21 protein-coding genes are annotated in these 20,691 nt (G+C 70.2%); 9 read left to right on the top strand and 12 right to left on the bottom strand.

Annotated features, from left to right (window positions below; all coding sequences use genetic code 11):
- The first annotated feature begins 28 nt into the window (after positions 1–28).
- Positions 29–2,014: an NB-ARC domain-containing protein gene (locus tag OG928_RS07845; RefSeq protein ID WP_406280928.1), complete on the top strand. Its 1,986-nt coding sequence runs from the start codon at positions 29–31 to the stop codon at positions 2,012–2,014.
- 67 nt (positions 2,015–2,081) lie between these two features.
- Here OG928_RS07845 and OG928_RS07840 read toward each other — a convergent pair whose 3' ends face one another.
- Entirely contained in the window at positions 2,082–3,740 is a 1,659-nt protein-coding gene (locus OG928_RS07840) for a hypothetical protein (protein WP_406280926.1), read from the bottom strand.
- 411 nt (positions 3,741–4,151) lie between these two features.
- Here OG928_RS07840 and OG928_RS07835 point away from each other — a divergent pair, with 411 nt between their 5' ends.
- Positions 4,152–4,646, top strand: coding sequence for a hypothetical protein (locus OG928_RS07835; RefSeq protein WP_406280924.1), 495 nt, complete (start codon positions 4,152–4,154; stop codon positions 4,644–4,646).
- Positions 4,647–4,820: 174 nt separating this feature from the next.
- Here OG928_RS07835 and OG928_RS07830 read toward each other — a convergent pair whose 3' ends face one another.
- A complete protein-coding gene (locus OG928_RS07830) occupies positions 4,821–7,007 on the bottom strand; it encodes a hypothetical protein (RefSeq protein WP_406280922.1) in 2,187 nt (728 codons plus the stop codon).
- A gap of 208 nt (positions 7,008–7,215) precedes the next feature.
- Entirely contained in the window at positions 7,216–7,635 is a 420-nt protein-coding gene (locus OG928_RS07825; RefSeq protein WP_406290845.1) for a nitroreductase family deazaflavin-dependent oxidoreductase, read from the bottom strand.
- 235 nt (positions 7,636–7,870) lie between these two features.
- Here OG928_RS07825 and OG928_RS07820 point away from each other — a divergent pair, with 235 nt between their 5' ends.
- Positions 7,871–8,569 carry a WHG domain-containing protein gene (locus OG928_RS07820; RefSeq protein ID WP_406280920.1) on the top strand — a complete coding sequence of 233 codons (699 nt, stop codon included), beginning with the start codon at positions 7,871–7,873 and terminating at the stop codon, positions 8,567–8,569.
- Positions 8,570–9,026: 457 nt separating this feature from the next.
- Here the strand turns inward: OG928_RS07820 and OG928_RS07815 are convergent, their stop codons facing one another.
- Complete coding sequence (locus OG928_RS07815) at positions 9,027–9,389, bottom strand: YbjQ family protein (protein ID WP_406280918.1); 363 nt, start codon at positions 9,387–9,389, stop codon at positions 9,027–9,029.
- Positions 9,390–9,560: 171 nt separating this feature from the next.
- Here OG928_RS07815 and OG928_RS07810 point away from each other — a divergent pair, with 171 nt between their 5' ends.
- Both OG928_RS07810 and OG928_RS07805 read left to right on the top strand, forming a co-directional pair.
- Positions 9,561–9,944, top strand: a complete 384-nt coding sequence (locus tag OG928_RS07810) for a VOC family protein (protein WP_406280916.1) — start codon at positions 9,561–9,563, stop codon at positions 9,942–9,944.
- 144 nt (positions 9,945–10,088) lie between these two features.
- Positions 10,089–10,835, top strand: a complete 747-nt coding sequence (locus OG928_RS07805) for a hypothetical protein (RefSeq protein WP_406280915.1) — start codon at positions 10,089–10,091, stop codon at positions 10,833–10,835.
- Between the two features lie 461 nt (positions 10,836–11,296).
- On the opposite strand, the gene OG928_RS07800 is transcribed toward OG928_RS07805, so the two are convergent.
- A complete protein-coding gene (locus OG928_RS07800; protein ID WP_406280913.1) occupies positions 11,297–12,043 on the bottom strand; it encodes a maleylpyruvate isomerase family mycothiol-dependent enzyme in 747 nt (248 codons plus the stop codon).
- Between the two features lie 135 nt (positions 12,044–12,178).
- Here OG928_RS07800 and OG928_RS07795 point away from each other — a divergent pair, with 135 nt between their 5' ends.
- A complete protein-coding gene (locus OG928_RS07795) occupies positions 12,179–12,679 on the top strand; it encodes a hypothetical protein (RefSeq protein WP_406280911.1) in 501 nt (166 codons plus the stop codon).
- Positions 12,680–12,718: 39 nt separating this feature from the next.
- On the opposite strand, the gene OG928_RS07790 is transcribed toward OG928_RS07795, so the two are convergent.
- Positions 12,719–13,951: an FAD-dependent oxidoreductase gene (locus OG928_RS07790; protein WP_406280909.1), complete on the bottom strand. Its 1,233-nt coding sequence runs from the start codon at positions 13,949–13,951 to the stop codon at positions 12,719–12,721.
- A gap of 83 nt (positions 13,952–14,034) precedes the next feature.
- Here OG928_RS07790 and OG928_RS07785 point away from each other — a divergent pair, with 83 nt between their 5' ends.
- Complete coding sequence (locus tag OG928_RS07785) at positions 14,035–14,622, top strand: TetR/AcrR family transcriptional regulator (RefSeq protein WP_406280907.1); 588 nt, start codon at positions 14,035–14,037, stop codon at positions 14,620–14,622.
- A gap of 145 nt (positions 14,623–14,767) precedes the next feature.
- On the top strand, positions 14,768–15,412 hold the full coding sequence (locus OG928_RS07780; protein WP_406280905.1) for a pentapeptide repeat-containing protein: 645 nt from the start codon (positions 14,768–14,770) through the stop codon (positions 15,410–15,412).
- Positions 15,413–15,531: 119 nt separating this feature from the next.
- Here the strand turns inward: OG928_RS07780 and OG928_RS07775 are convergent, their stop codons facing one another.
- From OG928_RS07775 to OG928_RS07760, 4 genes are all read right to left on the bottom strand, one after another.
- A complete protein-coding gene (locus OG928_RS07775) occupies positions 15,532–16,083 on the bottom strand; it encodes a hypothetical protein (protein ID WP_406280903.1) in 552 nt (183 codons plus the stop codon).
- A gap of 70 nt (positions 16,084–16,153) precedes the next feature.
- On the bottom strand, positions 16,154–16,516 hold the full coding sequence (locus tag OG928_RS07770) for an aldo/keto reductase (protein ID WP_406290843.1): 363 nt from the start codon (positions 16,514–16,516) through the stop codon (positions 16,154–16,156).
- A 179-nt stretch (positions 16,517–16,695) separates the two neighbouring features.
- Entirely contained in the window at positions 16,696–16,827 is a 132-nt protein-coding gene (locus OG928_RS07765; RefSeq protein ID WP_406280901.1) for a hypothetical protein, read from the bottom strand.
- 122 nt (positions 16,828–16,949) lie between these two features.
- On the bottom strand, positions 16,950–17,222 hold the full coding sequence (locus OG928_RS07760) for an aldo/keto reductase (RefSeq protein ID WP_406280900.1): 273 nt from the start codon (positions 17,220–17,222) through the stop codon (positions 16,950–16,952).
- Positions 17,223–17,716: 494 nt separating this feature from the next.
- Here OG928_RS07760 and OG928_RS07755 point away from each other — a divergent pair, with 494 nt between their 5' ends.
- Positions 17,717–18,106, top strand: a complete 390-nt coding sequence (locus OG928_RS07755) for a hypothetical protein (protein WP_406280898.1) — start codon at positions 17,717–17,719, stop codon at positions 18,104–18,106.
- Between the two features lie 459 nt (positions 18,107–18,565).
- On the opposite strand, the gene OG928_RS07750 is transcribed toward OG928_RS07755, so the two are convergent.
- Together OG928_RS07750 and OG928_RS07745 are read right to left on the bottom strand one after the other, a co-directional pair.
- Positions 18,566–18,991, bottom strand: coding sequence for an ATP/GTP-binding protein (locus OG928_RS07750; protein WP_406280896.1), 426 nt, complete (start codon positions 18,989–18,991; stop codon positions 18,566–18,568).
- 477 nt (positions 18,992–19,468) lie between these two features.
- Positions 19,469–20,596: a hypothetical protein gene (locus OG928_RS07745; protein WP_406280894.1), complete on the bottom strand. Its 1,128-nt coding sequence runs from the start codon at positions 20,594–20,596 to the stop codon at positions 19,469–19,471.
- Between the last annotated feature and the right edge of the window lie 95 nt (positions 20,597–20,691).

Genomic DNA, 20,691 nt, shown 5'->3' with positions numbered 1-20,691 from the left:
TCCGCTGTCTTCGGCGAATGAGGTAACGGTGAGCCAAGCGCCCGCGCGTCCGCAGCAACTTCCGGTCGCGTCCGCGTGGTGGGTGGATCGCGAGGATCCGCTGGCCGTGCTCGACTCCCTGCTCGGGCCGGCCGCGACGGTGGGCCGACCCGCCGTCGCGGTGCTGAGCGGGGTCGCCGGGGTCGGCAAACGTGCGGTCGGCCGGCACTGGTCGCACGGCGTGGCCGCCGACTTCGTCGACGGCGTGCTGTACGCGGACCTCGGGCGGTTGCGCCGGGACGGCGCGGTCGACGTCGGCGAGGTGCTCGGCGGCTTCCTGCGCGCCCTCGGCACCGCCGATCCGTGGATGCCCGTGTCGACGGACGAACGGGCCGCGCTCTTCCGGAGTCTGACGGCGGGTCGCAAGCTCCTGGTACTGCTCGACGACGTCGATCAGCCGCGGGTGTTGGAGACGCTGCTGCCCGCCTCGGAGCGGTGCGTGGTGGTCGCGACGAGTCGATGGCGGTTGGACGAGCTGGGGTTGGATGATGTCCTCCTGCTGGCGGTCGAGCCGTTGGCGGAGGCCGACGGGGTGCGGTTGCTCGCCGAGATGATCGGGACCGAACGGGTCGCGGCGGAGCCTGCGGCCGCGGTGGAACTCGCCCGGTACTGCGGCGGGTTACCGGTGGCGCTGCGGGTCGTGGGCGCGCGGTTGAAGTGTCGTCCGGGCCTGACGCTCGGTGCGCTGGCCGCCGAACTCGCCGATCCGGGTGGGCGGCTCGCGCACCTGGAGCGGGGCGGACAAAGGACTGTGGCCGCGGTGTGGGACAGCACGTACGAGGGGCTCTCCGCGGACGCGGCCCTGGTCTATCGGCTCGCCGCGCTGCTGCCCGGCCCGGACTTCACGGTGCCGGCCGTGGCCGCGGCGACCGGGCTGACGGTGGATCAGGCGGCGGCGGCGGTCCAGGAGTTGCGGGTCGCGCACCTGGTGACGGAGGACGTGTACGAGCGGTTCGGCTTCCACGAGCTGGTGCGGCTGCACGCACGCGGATACTGCGGCGAGGACGAGGGGAAGGCCGCGCTCGACCGCGCGGTCCGGTGGTATCTGCGGGCAGCTGCGGTCGCCGATCGCGCCGTGCTCGGCGTGCGGCGGATGCGGGCGGTGGAGCACCCCTCGCCGAATCCCGAGGTCGCCTTCGCGACGCCGGCCGAGGGGATCGCGTGGTTGGACGCCGAGCACGCCAACCTCGTCGCCTGGGTCGCGGAGGCCGAACGGCGGGGCTGGGACGCGCGGGTGTGGCAGTTGTGCGAGCCGCTGTGGGCGCTGTACACGAGCAGGCCGCACTACCGCGACTGGTTGGACACGCACGAGCGGGCGATCGCGGTGGCCCGGCGGCTCGGCGACGCGTGGGTCGAGGTACGGATGCGCAGTCAGATCTCGCGCGCCCAGGTCGAGTTGGAGCGGCGGGCGGACGCGGTCGCCACGATGCGCGAGGCACTGGTCATCGCGGGCGGGATCGCCGACGACCGGTTGTCGGCCTCGGCCTGGGAGTTCCTGGGCAAGGCCGAGTCGGGGCCGGCGGCCGAGCGCGCATTCGAGGAGTCGTTGCGGATCAACGCGTCGATCCCCAACCCGCGCGGGATGGCGTTGCAGCACCACCACCTGGGCCAGGTGGTGGCGGACCCGGACGCGGCGCTCGCGCACCTGGCCAAGGCGCGCGAGTTGGCGGTCGAGGTCGACGACGAGCGGATCGGCGCGCGGGTCTCGGTGAGCCTGGGCCGCCGGCTCGGCGCGCTCGGCCGGACCGAGGAGGCGGCGGCGGTGCTGCGCACGGCGGTCGAGACGTTCCGCCGGCGGCAGGCTCCGGTGGACGAGGCCGGCGCGGTGGAGCGGCTGGCCGAGGTGATGCGGGCGGCGGGTGACGGGGCGGGCGCGGCGGCGCTGTACCGGACCGCGGCCGATCTGCACGAGGTCTACGGCGGGCCGAAGGCGGCGGAGCTGCGGGGGCTGGCGGCCGAGGCGGAGCAGGGCTGACGGGCGCGGGAAGGTCGACCGGCCGCGGGCGGTTCACGGGGCCGGGGCGGGGGCGGCTGACGGGGCGTCAGGCGGGCTCGATGGACAGGGTGGCCGTCGTGGTGCCGCAGGTGACGTGGACGGTGCCGGTGAGGGGCCGGCGCGCGACCAGGAGGGCGTACACGGCGGACGCGTGCACGGCGGGGTCCAGCGGGTCGCCGGCGGTCGGGTCGGCCGCGGCGGTGCTGCGCAGGCGGGTGCCGTCGCGCAGCCCGATCCGGCAGGTGCGGGCGTCGACGATCTGCGCGGCCAGGCGGGGTCCGGTCGGGCGGAGCACGGTCGTGTCGATCCAGTGCGGGCCGGCCGCCGGGTCGCGGGTGAACAGGACGGACGCGCCGTCCACGCGGCCGGTGTCGGGATCGTTCTCGTCGACGGCGAGGTGGCGTCCGGTGAGTGGGCTGTCCGCCGGCTCGAAGGGATCCTCGACGGCGGCGGGGTGGCGGGTGATCCGGACCGCGTCCTCGGTGAGTTCGGTGCGGACGCGGAACGCGTGCACGGGACTGGTGGTGGGGACGGGTACGGGGACCGCGTGGGTGGCCATGCGGGTGGTCGGGAGCGACAGGCCCATCAGGTCGTAGGCGACTCGGCGCAGGTGGGTCAGGGATTCGCCGACCAGGCCGAACGTGCCTCGCGCGACCGAGAGTTGGGCCGCCGCGGGGCGTACGGCCTTGTCGATCTGGTCGCGCAGGCCCCGATGCGGGGTCAGGTGGTCGGCGGTGTCCGCGAGTTCGGCCATCGGGCTGTCGGGGGCGATCAGGCGCGCGTCGTACGCGCCGAAGGCGACCGGTACGCCGATCGCCGCCGCGTACAGCGCGACCGAGCCGTGGTCGCCGATCAACAGGTCCGCCGCGACGAGGGCGGCCCGCCAGCCCTCGTGCGGCGGGATCGTGAGGAGGCCGCCGTGCCGTGCGGCGCCGAGCCGTTCGCCGATGCCGTAGGCGCCGTGCCTGCTCCACTGGTTCGGGTGCAGGACGATCGCCACGCGGTACTCGTCGTAGGGGAGTTCGGCCAGGAGCCGGTTCGGCAGGTCGGGCCAGGCGCCGTCGAGGGCGGTGGGCTCCCAGGTGGACGACACGACGATCAGGCGTTGGTCGGGTCGGACGCCGAGGGCGCGGCGGTAGCGGTCGCGCCAGGACGCGGACGCGGCGAGACGGTCCAGGCACGGGTCGCCGATGACCTCGGCGTGCGCGAGCGCGGGTGGGCAGTGGGTGGCCAGCCGGGTGCGTTGGCGTTCGTGGGAGAGGCCGATGCGGGTGGCGACGACGCGTTCGCCGCGCATGAGTTGGGCGCGGGAGAGGCCGGAGACGGGGTGGGTGTGGGTGGTTCTCTCGGCGCGGTCGCGGTCGCGGTCGCGGTCGAGGTCGCGGTGCCCGGTGGGGAGGAGCTTGTTGAAGCCGGCGCCGTGTGGGACGACGAGGAGTGGGGCGGCGATCGCGTCGAGTGGGCCGTTGCTGCCGGCCGCGAGGGCGAGGCGGACGTCGGTTCGGGGGACGTCGTCCCACGCGATGTGGCGGGCGTCGAGGGCGTGCAGGACGTCGAGGGTGCCGTCCTCGAAGGCCGAGCCGGGGACGATGGTGAACGTGCGCTCGACGCGGTGGTCGTCGGCGAAGATCGGCATCACGTCGAGGAGCCGGGTGGCGGTGGTCAGGTTACGCAGGACGACGAGGACCCTGGCGTCGTGGTTCACGCGTGCGTCCCCCGACGGCGGGCCGGCGCGGCTTCCGGCTTCCGGCTTCCGGCTTCCGGCTTCCGGCTTCCGGCTTCCGGCTTCCGGCTTCCGGCTTCCGGCTTCCGGCTTCCGGCTTCCGGCTTCCGATTGAGGGTGGCGGAGTGTAGTCCGAGGCAGACGGCAATCCAAGGGGGACGGGCCGGTTGTCGGGCTGCCCAAGCGCGGTCACGCGCCACCTCCGTTCGGGTGATCCGACACCCTACTGCCGGGTTCGGCGGCATCGTGATGCGACGCTGGGACAAACCTGGATGATGTTGCCGAAGTCCGAACATCGATCTCGGAAATACTTGCGCATACGGTTCGGGCCCGCGCCGCCTCGGCGGCCTCTACCGTGGTCCCACCGTTATCGCCCAGTGCAAGGGGTATCGCGTGGAATTGATCTCGGTCGACCTGCTGAGTGGACTGGCCGCCGGAGCGGGCGGCGACGCCGGCCGATTGGCGTGGACCCGGCTCGTAGAGCTGGTTCACATACCGATGCCGCGCGGCGAGGTCGACCCGGGAGCGGGGGCCGAGGCGCGGGCGCGCGAGGGCGGGGCCGTACCGCACCGAGCCGCACCGGTGCCCACCGGTGAGCTGGAGCTGACCCTCCTGGGGCACGAGGCGCCGGGCGGCTTGCGGGCGTACACGCGAGCCCACGCACTGGCGAGCGCGCTGTCGTTACGCGCCGACCGCGATCCGCTTTTCGCCCGCTCGATCGGTATCTGGTACGAGGCCGCACGGCGGATCCGCCTGGACGACGATGCGCGACACGACCCGGCGTCGGGCTCCGGCAAATGCGACGTACGGGTGTTGGACGAAGACTTCAACGGCCCCTTCCGCCTCGACTCACCCCCACCACACAACCCGGACGACGAACAGCTCTAGTCGAACCCAGCAGGCCCGTCCGGCACCTGGCAAGCCCGTCCGAACCCACCAAGCCCGTCCGGCGTTTGAGGACAAGCCCGTCAAGCTCGTCCGCAGCCTCGAGAACGAGCCCATCAAGCCCGTCCGGCGTTTGAGGACAGGCTTTTCACGCCCCGGCAGCCACCCCGCCGCCGATCACGTTTTCGCGTGCCGTCGGCGAACAGGCGCCCCGCGGACCGGAGTCGCCGATCGGTCGGGGGCGGGGTCGGGCCGAGGTTCCGGGCGGGTCTCGGACCGCACGTCGACCTGCGGCTCGGGTCGTAACCGTGGCTCGGATCGTAACCGTGGCTCGGCGATGGACGGGTCGACGATGAACCGCATCCGCTCCAAGTGCGCCATCGCGGTCTCCAGGCCGCGATTGGCCTGCCCCGGAACGCGCTTGCGCATCGCGACCACGATCGGGCCCAGGCGTACCGACTCGCGCGCGTCGCCCACCCGCAGCCACACCTTGAGCGCGTTGTCGGCGGCGGCGATCGTGCTCGGGTGGTGCGGTCCGACGGCCGTCGCGCCGCGTTCGGCGACCTGACAGTAGATCAGCACCGCGTCCGCCACCCGGCCCAGGCCCGCGCTCACGAACGCGAGCATCGCCTGGGCGTCGAGCGTGCCGGGGTGGTCGGGGCCGACCAACTTCTCCATGCGCATGCTCAGTTCGGCCGCCTTCTCCCACGCCTCCATGCCGCGACCGGTGTCGGCGGCGTGCCGGATGGCGGCCAGCTCGTTCCAGTACGTGGGCAGGATGTCCGCGGGTCGGACCAGCGCGCTGGCCGCGGTCGCGCCCTGGGACAGCGCGCGGCGGGCGGGTGCGGCGGCCACGGCCCGGCCGGCGCGTACGGGCATCGACATCGGGGCGTTCGGGCCGATTCGACGGTTCGCGGCCAGCGCCGGGGGCAGTTGGGTGGGACTCGTGTTCGGTGGGCGGCGCGCGGGTGTGGGCGTGAGGGCGCCGACGTCGGTCTGGATGCGCACGGTGATCCGCTGCGCGTACGGCGGCTCGGGGTGTTGGCGGGCGGCCGAGGGGGCCGCCTGGCGGTTCTGCCTCGGGCCGGCTATCGGACCGGGGAACTCGGGCTCGCGGTCGAGGAGCGCGGCCTTGGTCAGCGGGCGGGGCGGCTTGGTGTGAGCCGACTGGGCGGCGGCGCCGCGGCCGGGGCGGTCCGGTGTGCCGTCCTTGTCCCGGTCCTTCCCGACGGGTCGGCCGGGCGTCCTGCCGGGCGGCCTGCCGACCCCGGCCCGCAGTGCGTCGCGCAGGCTCGTACCCGGCACCTCGGGCTCGTCGTCCGGGGCGGCGGACAGCGCGGAGCGGACCAGGCCGAGCGCGCGGCGGCCGACGCCCGGCTCCTCCTCGCGCGGGCGGGCCGGGGGCTCGTCGCGCGGGTGCGGGGCCGCCCCGCCGCCGACCACACCCGAACCGCGCAGGCCGGAGCGCTGCGCCGGGGTCATGCCGTTGGGCGGTACGGCGGAGAGTGCCGAGACTCCTATGCCGCTTCCTCCGCTTCCGCCGGGGCCGTCGTTTCCGGCGCTGCCGGCAGCTCCGACGGTTCCGGCGGCTCCGACGGTTCCGCGTGGGGTGACCGCCTTGAGGCGGCGGACCGCCGTGCGCAGGGTGGGCGGTCGGGCCTCGGGGGAGCAGTTGGCCAGGGCGAGCGACCCGGCGGACGGCGCGAATTCGACGGTGTCGGCGGCGAGATGGGCTCGTTCGGCGAGCAGCGGATGGATCTCTTCGGCCGGTACGGGGTCGGGGAGTTCGGGGAAGCCGTGGGTCAGTGCGGTCACCAGTGCCCGGGTGAAGGGGGTCGGCGGGCCCTTCACGTCCGGCGGATTGAGCACGCCCCACAGCGGAATGCCCCGGCACAACTCGTGCGCGCGTTCGCGGGCCAGGTCCCAGGATTCCCGACTTGCCGTCAGATCGCAGACCACGAGGGTGTTCTCGGCGGATCTGGGGCCGAGCAGTTCGATCACCCACGACCACGGGAGACCGTCGTAGCGGACCGAGTTGGGCGTCGAGTCGCGCAGGCCCAGGTGCAGTTCGCGCCGGCGGCGGTCGACCAGAAGGCGTCCGGTCAGATAGACGATCACGGGTCCGTCGACGACGCCGGCGGCTTGGAGATAGGCGCGGACCGCGTGCGGCTGGACCGCGTCGGGCAGTTGGACGACGTCCGCGGCGGCGTCCGGGAAGAGCTGATGGGGTGTCAGCGCGGACATCGCGACGAGGTTGCCGCCGCTGTCCGAGCGGCGCCCGCGCCCGGATCTACCGCCCTCGATCAGCAGCAACTGGCCGCGTTCGGACGGGACTCGGATGAGTCGCCCGCCTCGTTCGGTCATGTGTGCCTCCCCGGCCGAGCCTGTTGGGTGGGTCACCACGCAACAGCAGATTAGGGGTAGCGACCAGCCATGGTCGACATATCGGACCGGTTGGAGGGTGGGGTGCGTTGGCGCGGGGGGATCGGGGCGGGTTGCGCGTGGGGCGCGCAGGGGGCGCGGGTGCGGTGGGGTGGCGTGGGGGCGCGATGAGGGGCGTGGCGGGGCCGCGTCAGACGGTGGTCGGGATGACGCGAAAGACCGGGTAGCCGGGGGCGATGCGGGCGAGTTCGGCGTCCGATGCCTTGTGGTCCACGCCCTCGAAGAACATGCCGACCTCGAACTTCCACTTCGCGAGGTAGGCGCGCAGGATCTCGGGCCTCGCCTCGTCCGGGACCTCGGCCGCGGTGAAGGTCTCCCGGCGGCGGCCGATCCGCAGCTCGCCGCCGCCCGCGGCGCGCATGTTGCGGACCCATTGGGTGGTGCCGCGCGGGGCGACGAGGAAGCGCTCGCCGTTCAGCGGCAAGGGGTTGACGGGGGTCGAGCGCAGCTCGCCGGACTTGCGGCCGCGGACGTACAGGACCCGCGAGCCCCACACGCTGATGCCGTGCCGGGCGAGGAACGCGATGGCCCTGTTCATCGCGAGCTCCATGCGGTGCTTGGGGGCGATGTACCGGATGGGGGCGGGCGCGGAGCTGGCGGCGGAGAACGAGGTGGCGGTGGTGGTGGCGGGGGTGATGGGGAGGTCGATGCTCATGGTGTGCTCCAGGTGATGAAAATGGAGAGCGGTGCTCTCGTCTGAGATCAGTGTGCATGATCTGGAGCAGTGATACAAGAGCACTGCTCTCGTTTATGTGCAGTGCTCTGGAATCTGACACACTGGGTGCATGACCACAGCCCCTCGCACAGCGCGCGACCGTGCCAGAGCCGAACTCACGCATGAGATCAAGGCCGCCGCACGCCGCCATCTCGCCGCCCACGGCGCCCAGCAACTGTCGCTGCGCGCGGTCGCCCGCGAGCTCGGTATGGCCTCGTCCGCGCTGTACCGCTACTTCCCGAGCCGCGACGACCTGCTGACCGCGCTGATCGTGGACGCGTACAACGCGGTCGGCGAGCGGGTCGAGCGTGCCGTGGAGGCGGCCGGCCCGGCCGAGAATCCGCGCGCGGCCTGGCGTGGCCTGTGCGACGCGGTGCGCGAGTGGGCGCGGGAGCATCCGCACGAGTACGCGCTGATCTACGGCTCACCCGTCCCCGGCTACAAGGCCCCCGAGGACACGATGGCCCCGTTCGCGCGCGTGCCGTTCGCGCTCCTGCGGGTGCTTCGCGACTCGGCGCGGGACATCGCGCCTCCGTCCGGCGAGGCCGCGCTGCCCGGTCCGCTCGCGGCCCAGTTCGAGGGCGTCGTCGAGGCCGCCGGGCTCGACGTCCCCGCGCCGGTCCTGGCCCGTGCACTGTTCGCCTGGACCGGCGTCTTCGGCATCGTCAGCTTCGAACTCTTCGGCCAACTAGCCGGCAGCGCCGACCCCGCAGACCCATTCTTCACCTACGCGGTAACCCGCCACGCCGACCTACTGGGCCTCCCCTGACCAACCAAAACCCGCCCCCACCAGCCCAACCGACGCCCTCCACCAGGACGACCCGCCCCCACCAGCCCAACCCGGCGCCCCCACCAAAGCCCACCGAACGCTTCCACCCAGCCCGTCCGGCGCTTGAGGACAAACTCTTCGGCCCGCCGACCGCACGGAGCCGGCCCACTGACAGCCCGTCCGGCGTTTGAGGACAAACTCTTCGGCCCGCCGACCGCACGTGGCCGGCCCACTGACAGCCCGTCCGGCGTTTGAGGACAAACTCTTCGGCCCGCCGACCGCGCGTGGCCGGCCCACTGACAGCCCGTCCGGCGTTTGAGGACAAACTCTTCGGCCCGCCGACCGCACGTGGCCGACCCACTCACAGCCCGTCCGGCGCTTGAGGACAACCCTTCCAAGCCCGTCCGGCGCTTGAGGACACACACCGACGACCGGCCACCGCGCCCACGCACACCGGCTACGCCGGAGAAAGCACCACAGCCGTGCCATATGCACAGATCTCAGTCCCATTACCGGCGTCCGTGACGTCGTACCGCATCGCGAGAACCGCATTCGCCCCACGCCCACGCGCCTGCTCCACAAGCCGCTGTGCCGCCTCCGAGCGACTCTGCACCAGCGTCTTGGTCAGCCCGCGCAACTCGCCGCCGACCATCGACTTGAGGCCCGCGCCGAGTTGGCTGCCGATGTTGCGGGAGCGCACGGTGAGGCCGAAGACCTCGCCGATCACCCGCTCCACCCGATAGCCGGGGACGTCGTTCGTGGTGACCACGAGCACGCCCGGGTCGCTGGGTGCACCGCCGTACTCGTCGAGATCGCTCATGCCGGCCTCCGGCTCGGGGTCCGTTGCAACGGCTGCAACCTCGTACAGGTGGCCGCGCGGAGCCGTTCCCACACGCATGTCACCGGTTCGGCCCAGGGGTAGGCTCCTCCGCCCATGGTCCGCGCGGCGCCATCCGACGTGTCGTGCCGGGCTCGATTCGGAGGTATTTCCGTGAGTTCGCACCTTCTGCACATCAGCGTCGACTGCGCCGATCCGTACAAGCTCGCGTCGTTCTGGAGCCGGGTCCTCGACCACCCGCTCGGCTCCGACGACGTCCCGGGTGACCCTGAAGTGGTGGTCCTGTTGCCGGACGGGCCGACCCTGCTGTTCCTCCAGGTGCCGGAGGAGAAGGCCGGCAAGAATCGGCTGCACCTGGACCTGCGCCCGGACGGCCCGCGCGACGAGGAGATCGAGCGCGTCCTCGGTCTCGGGGCCCGCATCGTCGCCGACCGGCGCAACCCGGACGGGACCGGGTGGGCCGTGCTGGCCGACCCGGAGGGCAACGAGTTCTGCGTCGTGCGCAGCGCGGCCGAGCGCGGGGACGTGACGCCTTGACCCGCTGACCCCCGCGGCTCCTCCACTCGTCGCCGACGGGTCACCGCCGCCGATCGCCTCGTGCCGCCGATCGCTCGCCGAGCGTGCCTTCGGCGGCACGAAAACCCGTTTCCGACCGGGACGTTGCCCTGCTAGCGTCGCGGCGTGGCGAAATTGAACCAGATCATCGCGGTGGAGAAGGGCGTCAAGACCAAGTCCTTCCAGGAGCTGACGGACGCTCATCAGCGAGTCCAGAAGGGCGCGTTGCTGTCCGGCATCTCGCGTACCTACCAGCCCAAGGACGAAGAGGGCGAGCAGTTGCCGCCCGAGTCGACCCGAGTCCAGGTCAAGGGCGAGGAGGTGTTGCGCTCCGTCGCCGGAACGCTCACCCGCCTGTTCGACGTGACCGCGACCAAGGACTGGGCCAACTGCGAGGCGCGCGCCGACGTGGTCGTCGACGGTACGCCGCTGTTGCGCGACGTGCCGGTGTCGTACCTGCTCTTCCTGGAGAAGCAACTGGTCGACGTGCACACGTTCGTGCGCAAGCTGCCGATCCTCGACGCCGCCGAGACCTGGACCCTCGACCCGTCCACGGACTCGTGGCGTACCGAGCCCGTGCGTACGGTGCGGACCAAGAAGGTCCCGCGCAACCACGTCAAGGCCGAGGCGACCGAGCACCACCCGGCGCAGGTCGAGATGTACTTCGAGGACATCGCCGCCGGCTACTGGACCACGGTGAAGTTCTCCGGCGCGCTGCCGGCCCGGCGGGTGAACGAACTCGTCGATCGGGTCGAGAAGTTGCAGCGCGCGGTGAAGTTCGCCCGCGAGGAGGCCAACGGCGCGGACGTGACCGACCGTCGGCTGGGCGACGCGGTCTTCGGCTACCTGCTCGGCAACGGCCAGGGCGGGTAGGCTTCGAGAATCCCCCGGCCGGAGGGTCGGGGGTGCGCGAAAAGCGCAAGCTGAACCTGAAGCTTGTCGTGACGAACGCGGGTAACGGTGGAGGTTCGAATCCTCCCCCCGGCACCACGAGCCGGGGTGGCCCAAGTCGGTAGAGGCAGCCCGCGATCAACCTCAGACTCTCGCTCCAGACTCAGCATCGCCGCCGATCGCCGGATCGACCGGACGGGGCTCCAGTCGTCGGTTGCTGGTTCGAATCCAGCCCGGGCCGCTCGTGGCCTGGTAGCTCAACGGAAGAGTGCGACGACTTTCATCACGACCCCGGTCCTTAAACGTGCCGGCGTGCCCAATAGGGCGGCACAGCGGGCCTCCGCGGGCAGGCTAGCCCCGCGGAGGCCCACCAATTTTCGCCTGATTTCCTTTTCCCGGTTTCCGGCTTCCCGCGCTCGGCGTTGGCTACGGCCTCGGCCGTGCTACAGCGTCGCTCGGGCCAAGTCGCGCCACAGGCCCAGGATTTCCGGGTTTCCCTGGATGTGGCAGTGAGTGGTGTCGACGCGATTCCACAGCAGGAGGTACAGCTCCGCGGCGGGGCCCGAGACGGTGACGTCGGCGGGATGGGCCTGCGGTACGACCCGGCGGGCGTCGGCGGAGACGTGCATCGTCCACGCGGCGGCGTCGTCGTCGGGGGTGATCGCGATGCTGATCGGGGGGTCGCTCACGAGGGTGCCGCGGGTCCGGGACAGGAAGCCGACGAGCAGTTCGTCGATCCCGTCGGCGGCGAAGTCCGCGGCGATCGGCGACATCGTGCCCGCCACCCTCTCCGCGTCGACCCGGTGTACGGCCGTCTCGTGTGCCTGCCGGCGGGCCCAGAAGGCGAGCGGCGAAGGCGCGTCGAAGAACGTCCAGGTGGTGGCCTGGGGCGAGCCGCCGGCGATCGCCTTCAGCAGCGCCTCGTGCCCCGAGCGGTACCAGTCGAGCAGTTCGCCGTCGCCCGGCGTGACGAACAGCGCAGCCGCGTCCTCGCGACCCGGGCGTTCGGCGCGGCCCGATTCGAGGATGAACGTCGCCCATCGATGTACGCCGCCGAGGTGCCCGACGAGATCACGCATCAGCCAGTCGGGGCAGGTCGGTACGTGCGCGTCGAGCCCGGTCCGCTCGGCGGCCAGAGCGAGCAGCTCGCCATCGATACGAAGAGTGTGGAGATGGGTGGCAATGTCCATGCGACCACGTTCTCACGACTGCCCGGGCCGGCACAGGGTGATCGCCGTCAGGCCCCTTATGGGTGGTGCGTGCGGCGTTCCGAGTGGTGACAAAGCGTACCTGCGTGTCGGCGGTGCGACCTATGCTGGGCGTCGATGGGTAGCTTCGGTGTATATGTCGTCGCCCGATCGGCGTGGCCCTTGTTGGAGCTGCCGGCTGTACAGCAGGCCGGGGGCGAGCCGGAGTGGTCGGCTCGCGACGGCGACTGGCAGGTCCTGCTGCTCTCGGCCGGGCTCGATCCCGGTCCGTCGCTGATGGCCGACACCGACGCGCCGGTGCTGACCGCCGATGTCGTGTACGGCCACTTCGCGATGATCGACGCGCAGAGCCCGCGCGGCGGCGATGTGTGGCACTGTGCGCTCGCCCCACGAGCGGCCAGGTCGTACGCGCTGGATGCGGAGCTGGGGCCGCCGCCGGAGTGGGTGCTGCCGCGGGCCGTGGGCTGGGCGCGCGAGGCGGGGCTCGACCCGGACGAGACCGCCCTCGACACGACGCTGCGCGCCGAGGGCAGGCCGGACGATCTGCTGCGCGCGTTCCTGGACGCGCTGGGATTCCGGTTCGTGTCGGACGTTCGTGACGGCGGTGGTAACCGGTGAACCGGTGGTGGCCGGCGCCGTGCGCGGTGACGCGCGGGCTCAGGCGCGGACGGGGGCACGGTGTGCCGGTCGGTCCGAGAGGTAGGTGCTGATCAGGCGCAGCCAGCGGGTGTGGTAGCGGCTGACCAGGGCGTCGGGGGTGAGCCGGGACAGCGTCGGAAGGTACTTGTTCGTGGTCTCGGAGCCGGCGCGGCGGGCGGTCAGGGACGCGCGCTGAGTACGTGAACTCTCGTAGTCCGTCAGGGCTTCCGGGATACCGGGCGTGCGGCGCAGCGCGCGGGCCAGCGTCCACGCGTCCTCCAGCGCCTGATTGCCGCCCTGCGCGACGGTCGGCGGCATCGTGTGTGCGGCGTCGCCGAGGAGGGTGACGCTGCCGCGGCTCCAGGTACGCGGGACCTTGTGCCGGTAGTGCGTGAAGAACTCGACGTCGGCGTCGGTCACCGCGGCCAGGACCTCGGGTACCGGGGCGGCCCAGTGTCCGAACCGCGCGCGCAGCGCGGCGATCGGCTCGGTGGGCATCGGTTCGTCGGGCGTGCGGCGGACGTCGAACCACCACTGGAGCAGGCCGTCGCCGGCGGGCAGCAGGCCGCACATGCCCTCGGGGCCGACGATCATCAGGCCGCGGCGCGAGGACACGACGTCGAGGTCGCGGCCGAGGTCGGTGTCGACGTCGAACCGGGACAGGCCCTGCCAGGTGGCCCAGCCGGTCGGGGTGGTGGGGTCGGTGGTCCAGACGTGTCGGCGGACGACCGAGCGTGCGCCGTCGGCACCGATGACGAGGTCGCCGTGGGCGGTGGTGCCGTCGGTGAAGGTCACTTGGGCGCTGTGGGCGCTGTGGGCGCTGTGGGCGTCGTGGCCGTGGCCGTGGGTGCTGGAAGTGGCGTGGGCGTTTTGGCTGACTTCTGAGCACGTCTTGTCGAAGACGATCGTTCCGTCGGGCAGTGCGTCCGCGAGGCGGCGGATCAGGTTGCGGCGCGGCATCGCGATGTGGGGGTGGCCGTACCGGGTCGCCGCGAGCGAAACGTCGATGCGCATCAGGGCGCGGCCGTTCGCATCGCGCTGTTCGAGCATGTCGATCGGGGCGCCGAGGCCTTCGGTGGATATGCCGAGGTCGGCGAGCACGCCCGTGCCGTTGCTCCAGAGGGTGAGGGCCGAGCCGGAGGTACGCAGTGCGGGTGCTCGTTCGAAGACGGTGACGTCGTGTCCGTCCGTGCGCAGTGCGTGGGCCGCCGCGAGCCCCCCGATGCCTGCCCCGATCACCAGGATTCGCATGGTGCCTCCTTGTTCCGATCGCTCTCGTCGTGCTGCTTGACACTACGCTAATAGTACTATCACGGTGTTGGTAACCTTCGGGTATGGCACCTCCCCCCAACAGCGCCCGGCGACGGGCCATCGCCGACGGCGCGATCGCGGTCCTGGCCCGGGCCGGCGTACACGGCTTCAGCCACCGCGCCGTCGACGAGGCGGCGGGGCTGCCGGCCGGTACCACGTCGAACTACTTCCGCAGCCGCGACGTACTGCTCGGTGCCGCCGCGGAGCGCGTCCTGGAGCTGCACCGCGCCGACATGGCGGCCGCGCACGCGCTCGTGACGGGTCCGGTCGACCGTGACGGGCTGGTCGGGTTGATCGCGCTGTCGCTGGAGTTCTCGGCGACGGTGCACCGTGCGCGATACCTGGCGGTGTACGAGCTGACCCTGGAGGCGACCCGTCGGCCCGAGCTCCAGCGCACCCTGGACCACATGCAGGGCGAGGCCGTCGAATTCACGCTGGCCCAGCACCGGGCGCTCGGACTGGACACCTCGCGCGAGGACGTCGGCACGTTGATCACGCTGTTCGGGGGCGCGCTGTACACGCTGGTCACGGGGCAGGCGGGGCCGGTGACCGGGGCGGCGGCCCGGGCCCTGGCGCGGGGGATGGTCGCCGGGGTCGGGTCGGTGGGGTGAAGGGACTCTCGGGTCCGACTTGGTGGGGTGAGGTGGGGTGACAGGACTCTCTCGGTGGGGTGGGGCGGCTCTCGGGTCGGCGGTGGTCGCCGTAGCCTCGATCTCGGGCCGGGCGGATGTCGGAGCCGGCGTGTTCAATGGAGAGATGGCCATCCGACCCGCCCGTGCCAATATCGACCCCGCCTCGCACGAGCCGTCGATTCCCGACGAGGGGCTCGTGATCCGGGACGAGGACTGGTACGGCAAGGAGTTGACGGACGCCGACCGCTACACCCGCTACTCGTTCCTGGACACCGACTGGACCGAGGTCGTCAACGAGGGCGCGGTCTTCGACGAGTGCACGTTCGCGGGGGTGAAGTTCAACGCGTCGCGGCACACGGGGGCCGCGTTCACGAACTGCACGTTCAAGCGGTGCACGTTCTTCGACACCGGGTTCACCGACTGCAAGCTGGTCGGGAGTTTGTTCCGGCAGTGCACCTTCACGCTGTTCGAGGTGTCCGGCGGCGACTGGTCCTTCGTCGGCCTCCCCGGCGCCGACCTGCGTCGGGCCGGCTTCGACGGCGTCCGGATGCGCGAGGTCGACCTGACGGCCGCGCGCCTGGAGAAGGCGACGGTGACCGGCACCGACCTGTCGGGCGCGATGCTGCACGGCTCCAACCTCACCGGCGCGGACCTGCGCGGGAGCGACCTGTCGTCACTCGACCCGCTGACGGTCGAGTTCAAGGGCGCCATGATCAGCCTGGAGCAGGCGGCGACGATTGCCACGACGCTGGGGTGGCACGTCGGCTGAGGGGGCGTCAGGGGTTGGGCCGGGGTTGGGTCCGGGGTTTTGGCCTGGGGTTCTTGGCCCGGGGTGGTCTGGGGGTGCGCGTCGTACGCGTGGCCTTGTGTCGGCCCCGGGGTACGGGGTCAACGCGTGTCGCGCCACCTGGGGGCTTCGTCGTCCGGGGTGTCCGGGGACGCGAAGTGGAAGGGTATGTCGAAGAGTTCGGCCAGGGCGCGGCCGGACGCGCCGGCCTGCGTGGCCTCCGGCCAGGGCGGTACCTGTCCGTTGAAGATCCTCAGGTCGCCGCCCAGCCGGATCGTGGCGAGGTGGTGATCGGCGGGCGGGTCGTCGTGGACGGCGAGGAGGACCACGAACCAGCCCCTGGTGTCGCCGTCCCAGATCGCCTCGATCGCGACGGGACGGCCGGGGTGGGACCGGATGTCGGCGGCGAGCGAGTCGACATCGCGCGGGGGTTCGGGGCGGCGGCCGATGCGGTCGGCGAGCGCTCGGGCCCGTTCCGCCACCACGCCTTGGACGTCGCCGAGGCCGGGGCGCTTGGCGTACTGCCCCTCGGGTGCCGCCCGGACCGCGTCCCACAGGACCCGGACGGCCTTGAACGTGTTGTCGCTCAGGACGCATTCGTCCACGGCGGTGCGGGTGTGCTTCGGCAGCAGGTCCCAAAACGAGGTGTCCACCCCGGCATTGAAGCGAACGGGACCGGCGCGCCGCGAGCGAATATGCCTGCGCGAGGCGCGGCGGGGGCGATTACGGTCGGGGCGTCGGAGCCCGGTAGGGCGCGCTCGTACCGGGCCCTGTCGCGTTATGCCCGTCCGGGCCCGTGCCCGTGCCCGCGCCGGTGGCGGTGATCGCGGCGGCGATCTCGTCGTGGTCGGCGGCGGTCAGGGCCAGGGCGGCGGCGCCGGTCCAACCGTCCACCTGGGCGGGGGTGCGCGCGCCGACGTTCGCGCCGGTGACGCCGGGCCACGCGAGGATCCAGGCAACAGCGACCTCGGCGACGGACACGCCGTGTCCGGCCGCGATCGGACGCAGTGCGTCGGTCAGGGCGAGATTGGCGGCCAGGCCGGCGGTGAAGTCGGGGCTCGCGCGCCGCCAGTCGTCGGCGGGCAGGCCCGCGACCCGCTCGGCCGAGAACTCGCCGGTGAGCAGGCCGGACTACATCGGCGAGTACACGATCACGCCCATGCCGTGGGCATTCGCCCAGGCCGGCTCGGGCGCCGCGGACCGGTTGAGCGCGGAGACGCCGGCTGGATCGCGGCGACGTGGGCGATGCACTCGCCGACCTCCAGTCACTCCACCGAGTGATCGGACAGCCCGATCGCGCGCCCCTTGCCCTCGGCCTTGAGGTCGCCCATCACCTGCCAGTACTCGTGCAACGGGGTGGCGTTGGGGGACAGGTCGGGGGCGTCGGCGCCGTACACGAACGGCCGCCTCGCCGGTGTCCGGCCAGTGCACCCGGTACAGGTCGATCCGTTCGACGTCGAGTCGCCGGAGGGAGTCCTCGAGTTCGCGGCGGGCACTGGCCAAATTCATGATCCGGCGCTCAGGGGTCGCCGGATTGTCCGGGTCCCAGACCAGCCGATCTTGGTGAACAGGTACGGCCGGTCCGCCTCGGGCAGATCCGCAACGGCCCTGCCGACGAGCCACTCGCAATGGCCGTGGCGTACACCGCGGCGGCGTCGATCCAGTTGACCCCGGCGGCGATCGCGTGCCGGACCGCGGCGATCGACTCGTCGTCGTCGGTGGCGCCCCAGCTGTACGCCCAGCCGGCGCCGGACACGGCCCATGAGCCGAAGCCGACACGGCTGATGTCCATGGTGGTGCGGCCAAGGGGGTGGTGGGCAGGCTCATGACCTGGGCTCCTTGGTTGGCTCTTGCCTCTTGGGCTTGCTCGGCGCGGTCTGCGTCGTGCCTCCATGTTTGTGTGCGCGGCGGGTCCTACCCAGAGCTCTGTTCGGGGAGCGGACTGGCCAACCTGGTCTCGGCACATCTTGGCGGCCTCGAGCCGCACTTGCTCCGGCTGGGCCCGCTGCTTCGCGGTCAGGGCGCCCCCGTCGGGATACCGCATAACACCGGAATGCACCCCACCCCAAGATCTTCATCACCCCGAACCGCGAAACTCAGCAGTGCCCCCAGATGTCTCCGCTGCGGTCCCAGCAGGGTTGAGGCCCGGGGCGCTGCGGTTGGCCGCAGGGCGTGGGGGAACTGGATCGCGACTGTCACGGCCGCCAACTGCGCGGCGGGCGGCCCGGGCGTCGCGCGGGCTCGGATCGACGTAGACCGTGTCGTCCTCTACTACGACGGGTGTAGGTGCGCAGCGCGCGGCAGGTCAGTTCGCCGGTGGACGTGCCGGTGTCGATGCGGAAGGCGCCCTTGCGGGAGGGACAGGTCACCTGGTCGGCGGCCACCTTGCCGCGCGATAGCAGGGCGCGCGTGGGGGCAGTGGTCTTCGAAGGCGTGCACGGTGTCGCCGTGCCAAACCGCGATCGGCGGGCGGTCGCCCACCCGGCGGACGGTGCCCTCCTGGATATCGGCCAGTGGCCCGAGGCACAGCGCACCCTCGGGGGCGGTCGCCGGAGGCTGCGCGCGGTCCCGGCGGAACGGAACCCTCATGGACGCGCACACCAGCAGTTCGGCGGGCCGATCGTGCTGGTCTGGGACAACTACATCCACCACGCGACACCGCGATGCGCGCGTTGATCGACGCGCGGGCCTGGCTGACGGTCTTCCGCCTCCCGACCCACACCCCGGAACTCAACCCCGCCGAAGGCGTGTGGCCCCACCTCAAGCGCAGCCTGGGCAACCTCGCCGCATGCAGCCCCCGAACTCGCCGCCCTGGCCCGCACTCGCCTCAAACGCATGCAATACCGACCCGAACCCCTCGACGGCTTCATCGCCGAGACCGGGCTCATCCTGGCCAATCCATAGTCACCCCGACCCGAAAATCTCAGTAGCCACACTGAACCCGAAAGATCCTTACTCGTTCAACAACCATCGTCAACCCACCGCCGATCGACGACACCGACCGTCACGGGCCCTGGGTTCTCCGCAAGATGCGTATTGGATCTGGCAGGCCATGTGCTTGTTGGACAGGTGTTTCGGCTCACCTGGAACTGGCCTGTCCCAGGTGTCCGTACCAACTCTTGGAGCCTGTTCCCCTCAGTTGAGTACTTGCAGTTCCCCGACCCGGGCATTTGTTACATCCGAGGTGGCGACAATTTGCCTCAAAGGGATGCTTCCGCCACCGTTGACCGTATATGTGGCCGTCCAGTTTACCGTGGCGGTTACGGCGAACTTATCGTCCGGCTTCCCGAGGGAAGTCGTGGCGTACCTATAGCCACATTCGTGGGAAGCGTTGTTTTCAAACTTGGCATCGTATTTTATTCCAGGTCCGTAACAGGGGACGGTTGTCCCATCTCCCATGGACCAGTCGACTCTGGTTGCGACCGCATATGCTGTGACTTCTACCCCACGAAGCTTGACTGTCTTTTGAAGAGGGGTGACGCTCCAGCTCGTCGCATCTCGGTCGATCCAAAGCCAGACCGGCAATCCCACTAGGCCGGTCTTTCCGGGTTCCGGCGTCATGTGGGCTACTGGATAAGTGAGACCCAACTCACCTAGGGCTTGTTCTGCCAGCACGGCCGGGTTAGGAGGCGGGAGTTGGATAGGAGTGCCATCTGGATTTGTTCCGGCACACTCAACGTTGTTGTCACATGTGCCACCACCGAAAACAGGACCGCTGCCGCCCTCCCCGCCACTTCCCCCGCTGCCGCCCTCTCCGCCACCGGAACCGCCGGGGACGGTGACGTCGATGCAGATGACAAGATTTCCACAATTGCGAACGTCACCGGAAGCTTGCGAGGGAAAGCTCCATAGGGCGGCAGAGCAACTCAATGCCACCGCGACGTACCCTGCTCGCTTGGTCTTGGAGAGAAGCATGCCAGCCCCAGGTGTTCTGATTCTTGGCTTTCTATGTTTTTTTGGATCTGTTTTCGAGGTAAATACTTTCGAAAGTATTTTGGTACATCTCGTTTAGAGATTATAATCTACCCGGTGGTCGGGCTAGGAAGCTGCTGTTCCGGTTCCGCTCAAGGGCTTTACGATCTGTCCTACGATTTCGATCGAGTCGCCTGTTCCGACCACGAGCCCCCACATTCCCATGTTCACCTCGGTGCGCTGCTTCCACGTTGTGGTTTTCCCGGCGAGATCCTGAAATACGTAGTTATTCTTGATCGTGATTACCTGGCCCGAGCCCGCTTGCCTTTGAATCGTACTTTGGGTGGCGCACAAGACCAGGGTCTTTCCCCCTTGGATCTCGTACGTTGATCTGGGGGAATCAGGGCGGACTATGGTTTTTGAGTCCATGCTCCCGCCCTTGGTCGACTCAATGAATGCCTTCTTTGAATCAGCAATAGAGCTGGGAGTCGCAGCTACTTGGGCACTCCACTTGGTGGATCCCGGGGATCCTTCCAGGTAGTTCGCAAGTTTCCCGCATACCTCCAACGAATCGACTTTGGAACCTGTTGCCGGCGAGCTTGCGGGCGTGGAGATGGATGGGAGATCGCCCCCTACCTTGGTAAACGTCATGAACGACATTTTCCATGAGTTGGCAGCGGGGTCTCTGCTAAGAAGTCCCAAGGCCGACCGACTCTTCCCGTTCAAGGTTTGACGACCCGTTACGAGAACGGAATCCCCATTGCCGGCTGCAATCGGTTTGAATGATTTGATGCCGCTGGTCGCAGCGAGATTGTCACCGATTTGAATCGTGTCGCCATATTTCTTTATTCTTTGTTGTTCCGAATCTGACATCTCGAAAAGTGGACCACTCTCCACTGTGCCAATTTTGTCAACGTCATGCGAAATTTTAGCCTGGTTTCCGGTAGTGAAGTAATTCTGCGCAATGGAAATCGCCTCAGCATCATCGATGCTCGCTGGGGGCGACGAAGGAGTCGTCGTTCCAGATGGCGGAATGAGCGGCGCCGCCGCTCTGGGTGATGCCGGATTGATGGTCGGCTTCTTCGGCTTGCTGTTTGAGGAGCAGGCGGTGGTGGTGGTGAGGAGGGTGAGGGTGGCTAGGGTTGCCAGTAGGGCTGTTGGTGCGTGGGGCTTCTTGTGGGACAAATCTGCCACCCCCGTAGCAGTTGCGATCTTCGGAGTTCGGTGCTCAACGGTGATCTGACGAAGCATCATTGCACTTGATCGGGTGAGCCGTAAGCGTCTTCGGGAGATCACTGCTTGTAGTGGGATTGCGCCACTGGTCGGGTCATAACGGATGCAATGGCTGG

It is taken from the genome of Embleya sp. NBC_00896 (assembly GCF_045207785.1).
Lineage (GTDB): Bacteria > Actinomycetota > Actinomycetes > Streptomycetales > Streptomycetaceae > Embleya.
Note: the sequence above shows the minus strand (reverse complement) of the source record. Positions and strands in the feature narration are given on the sequence as shown.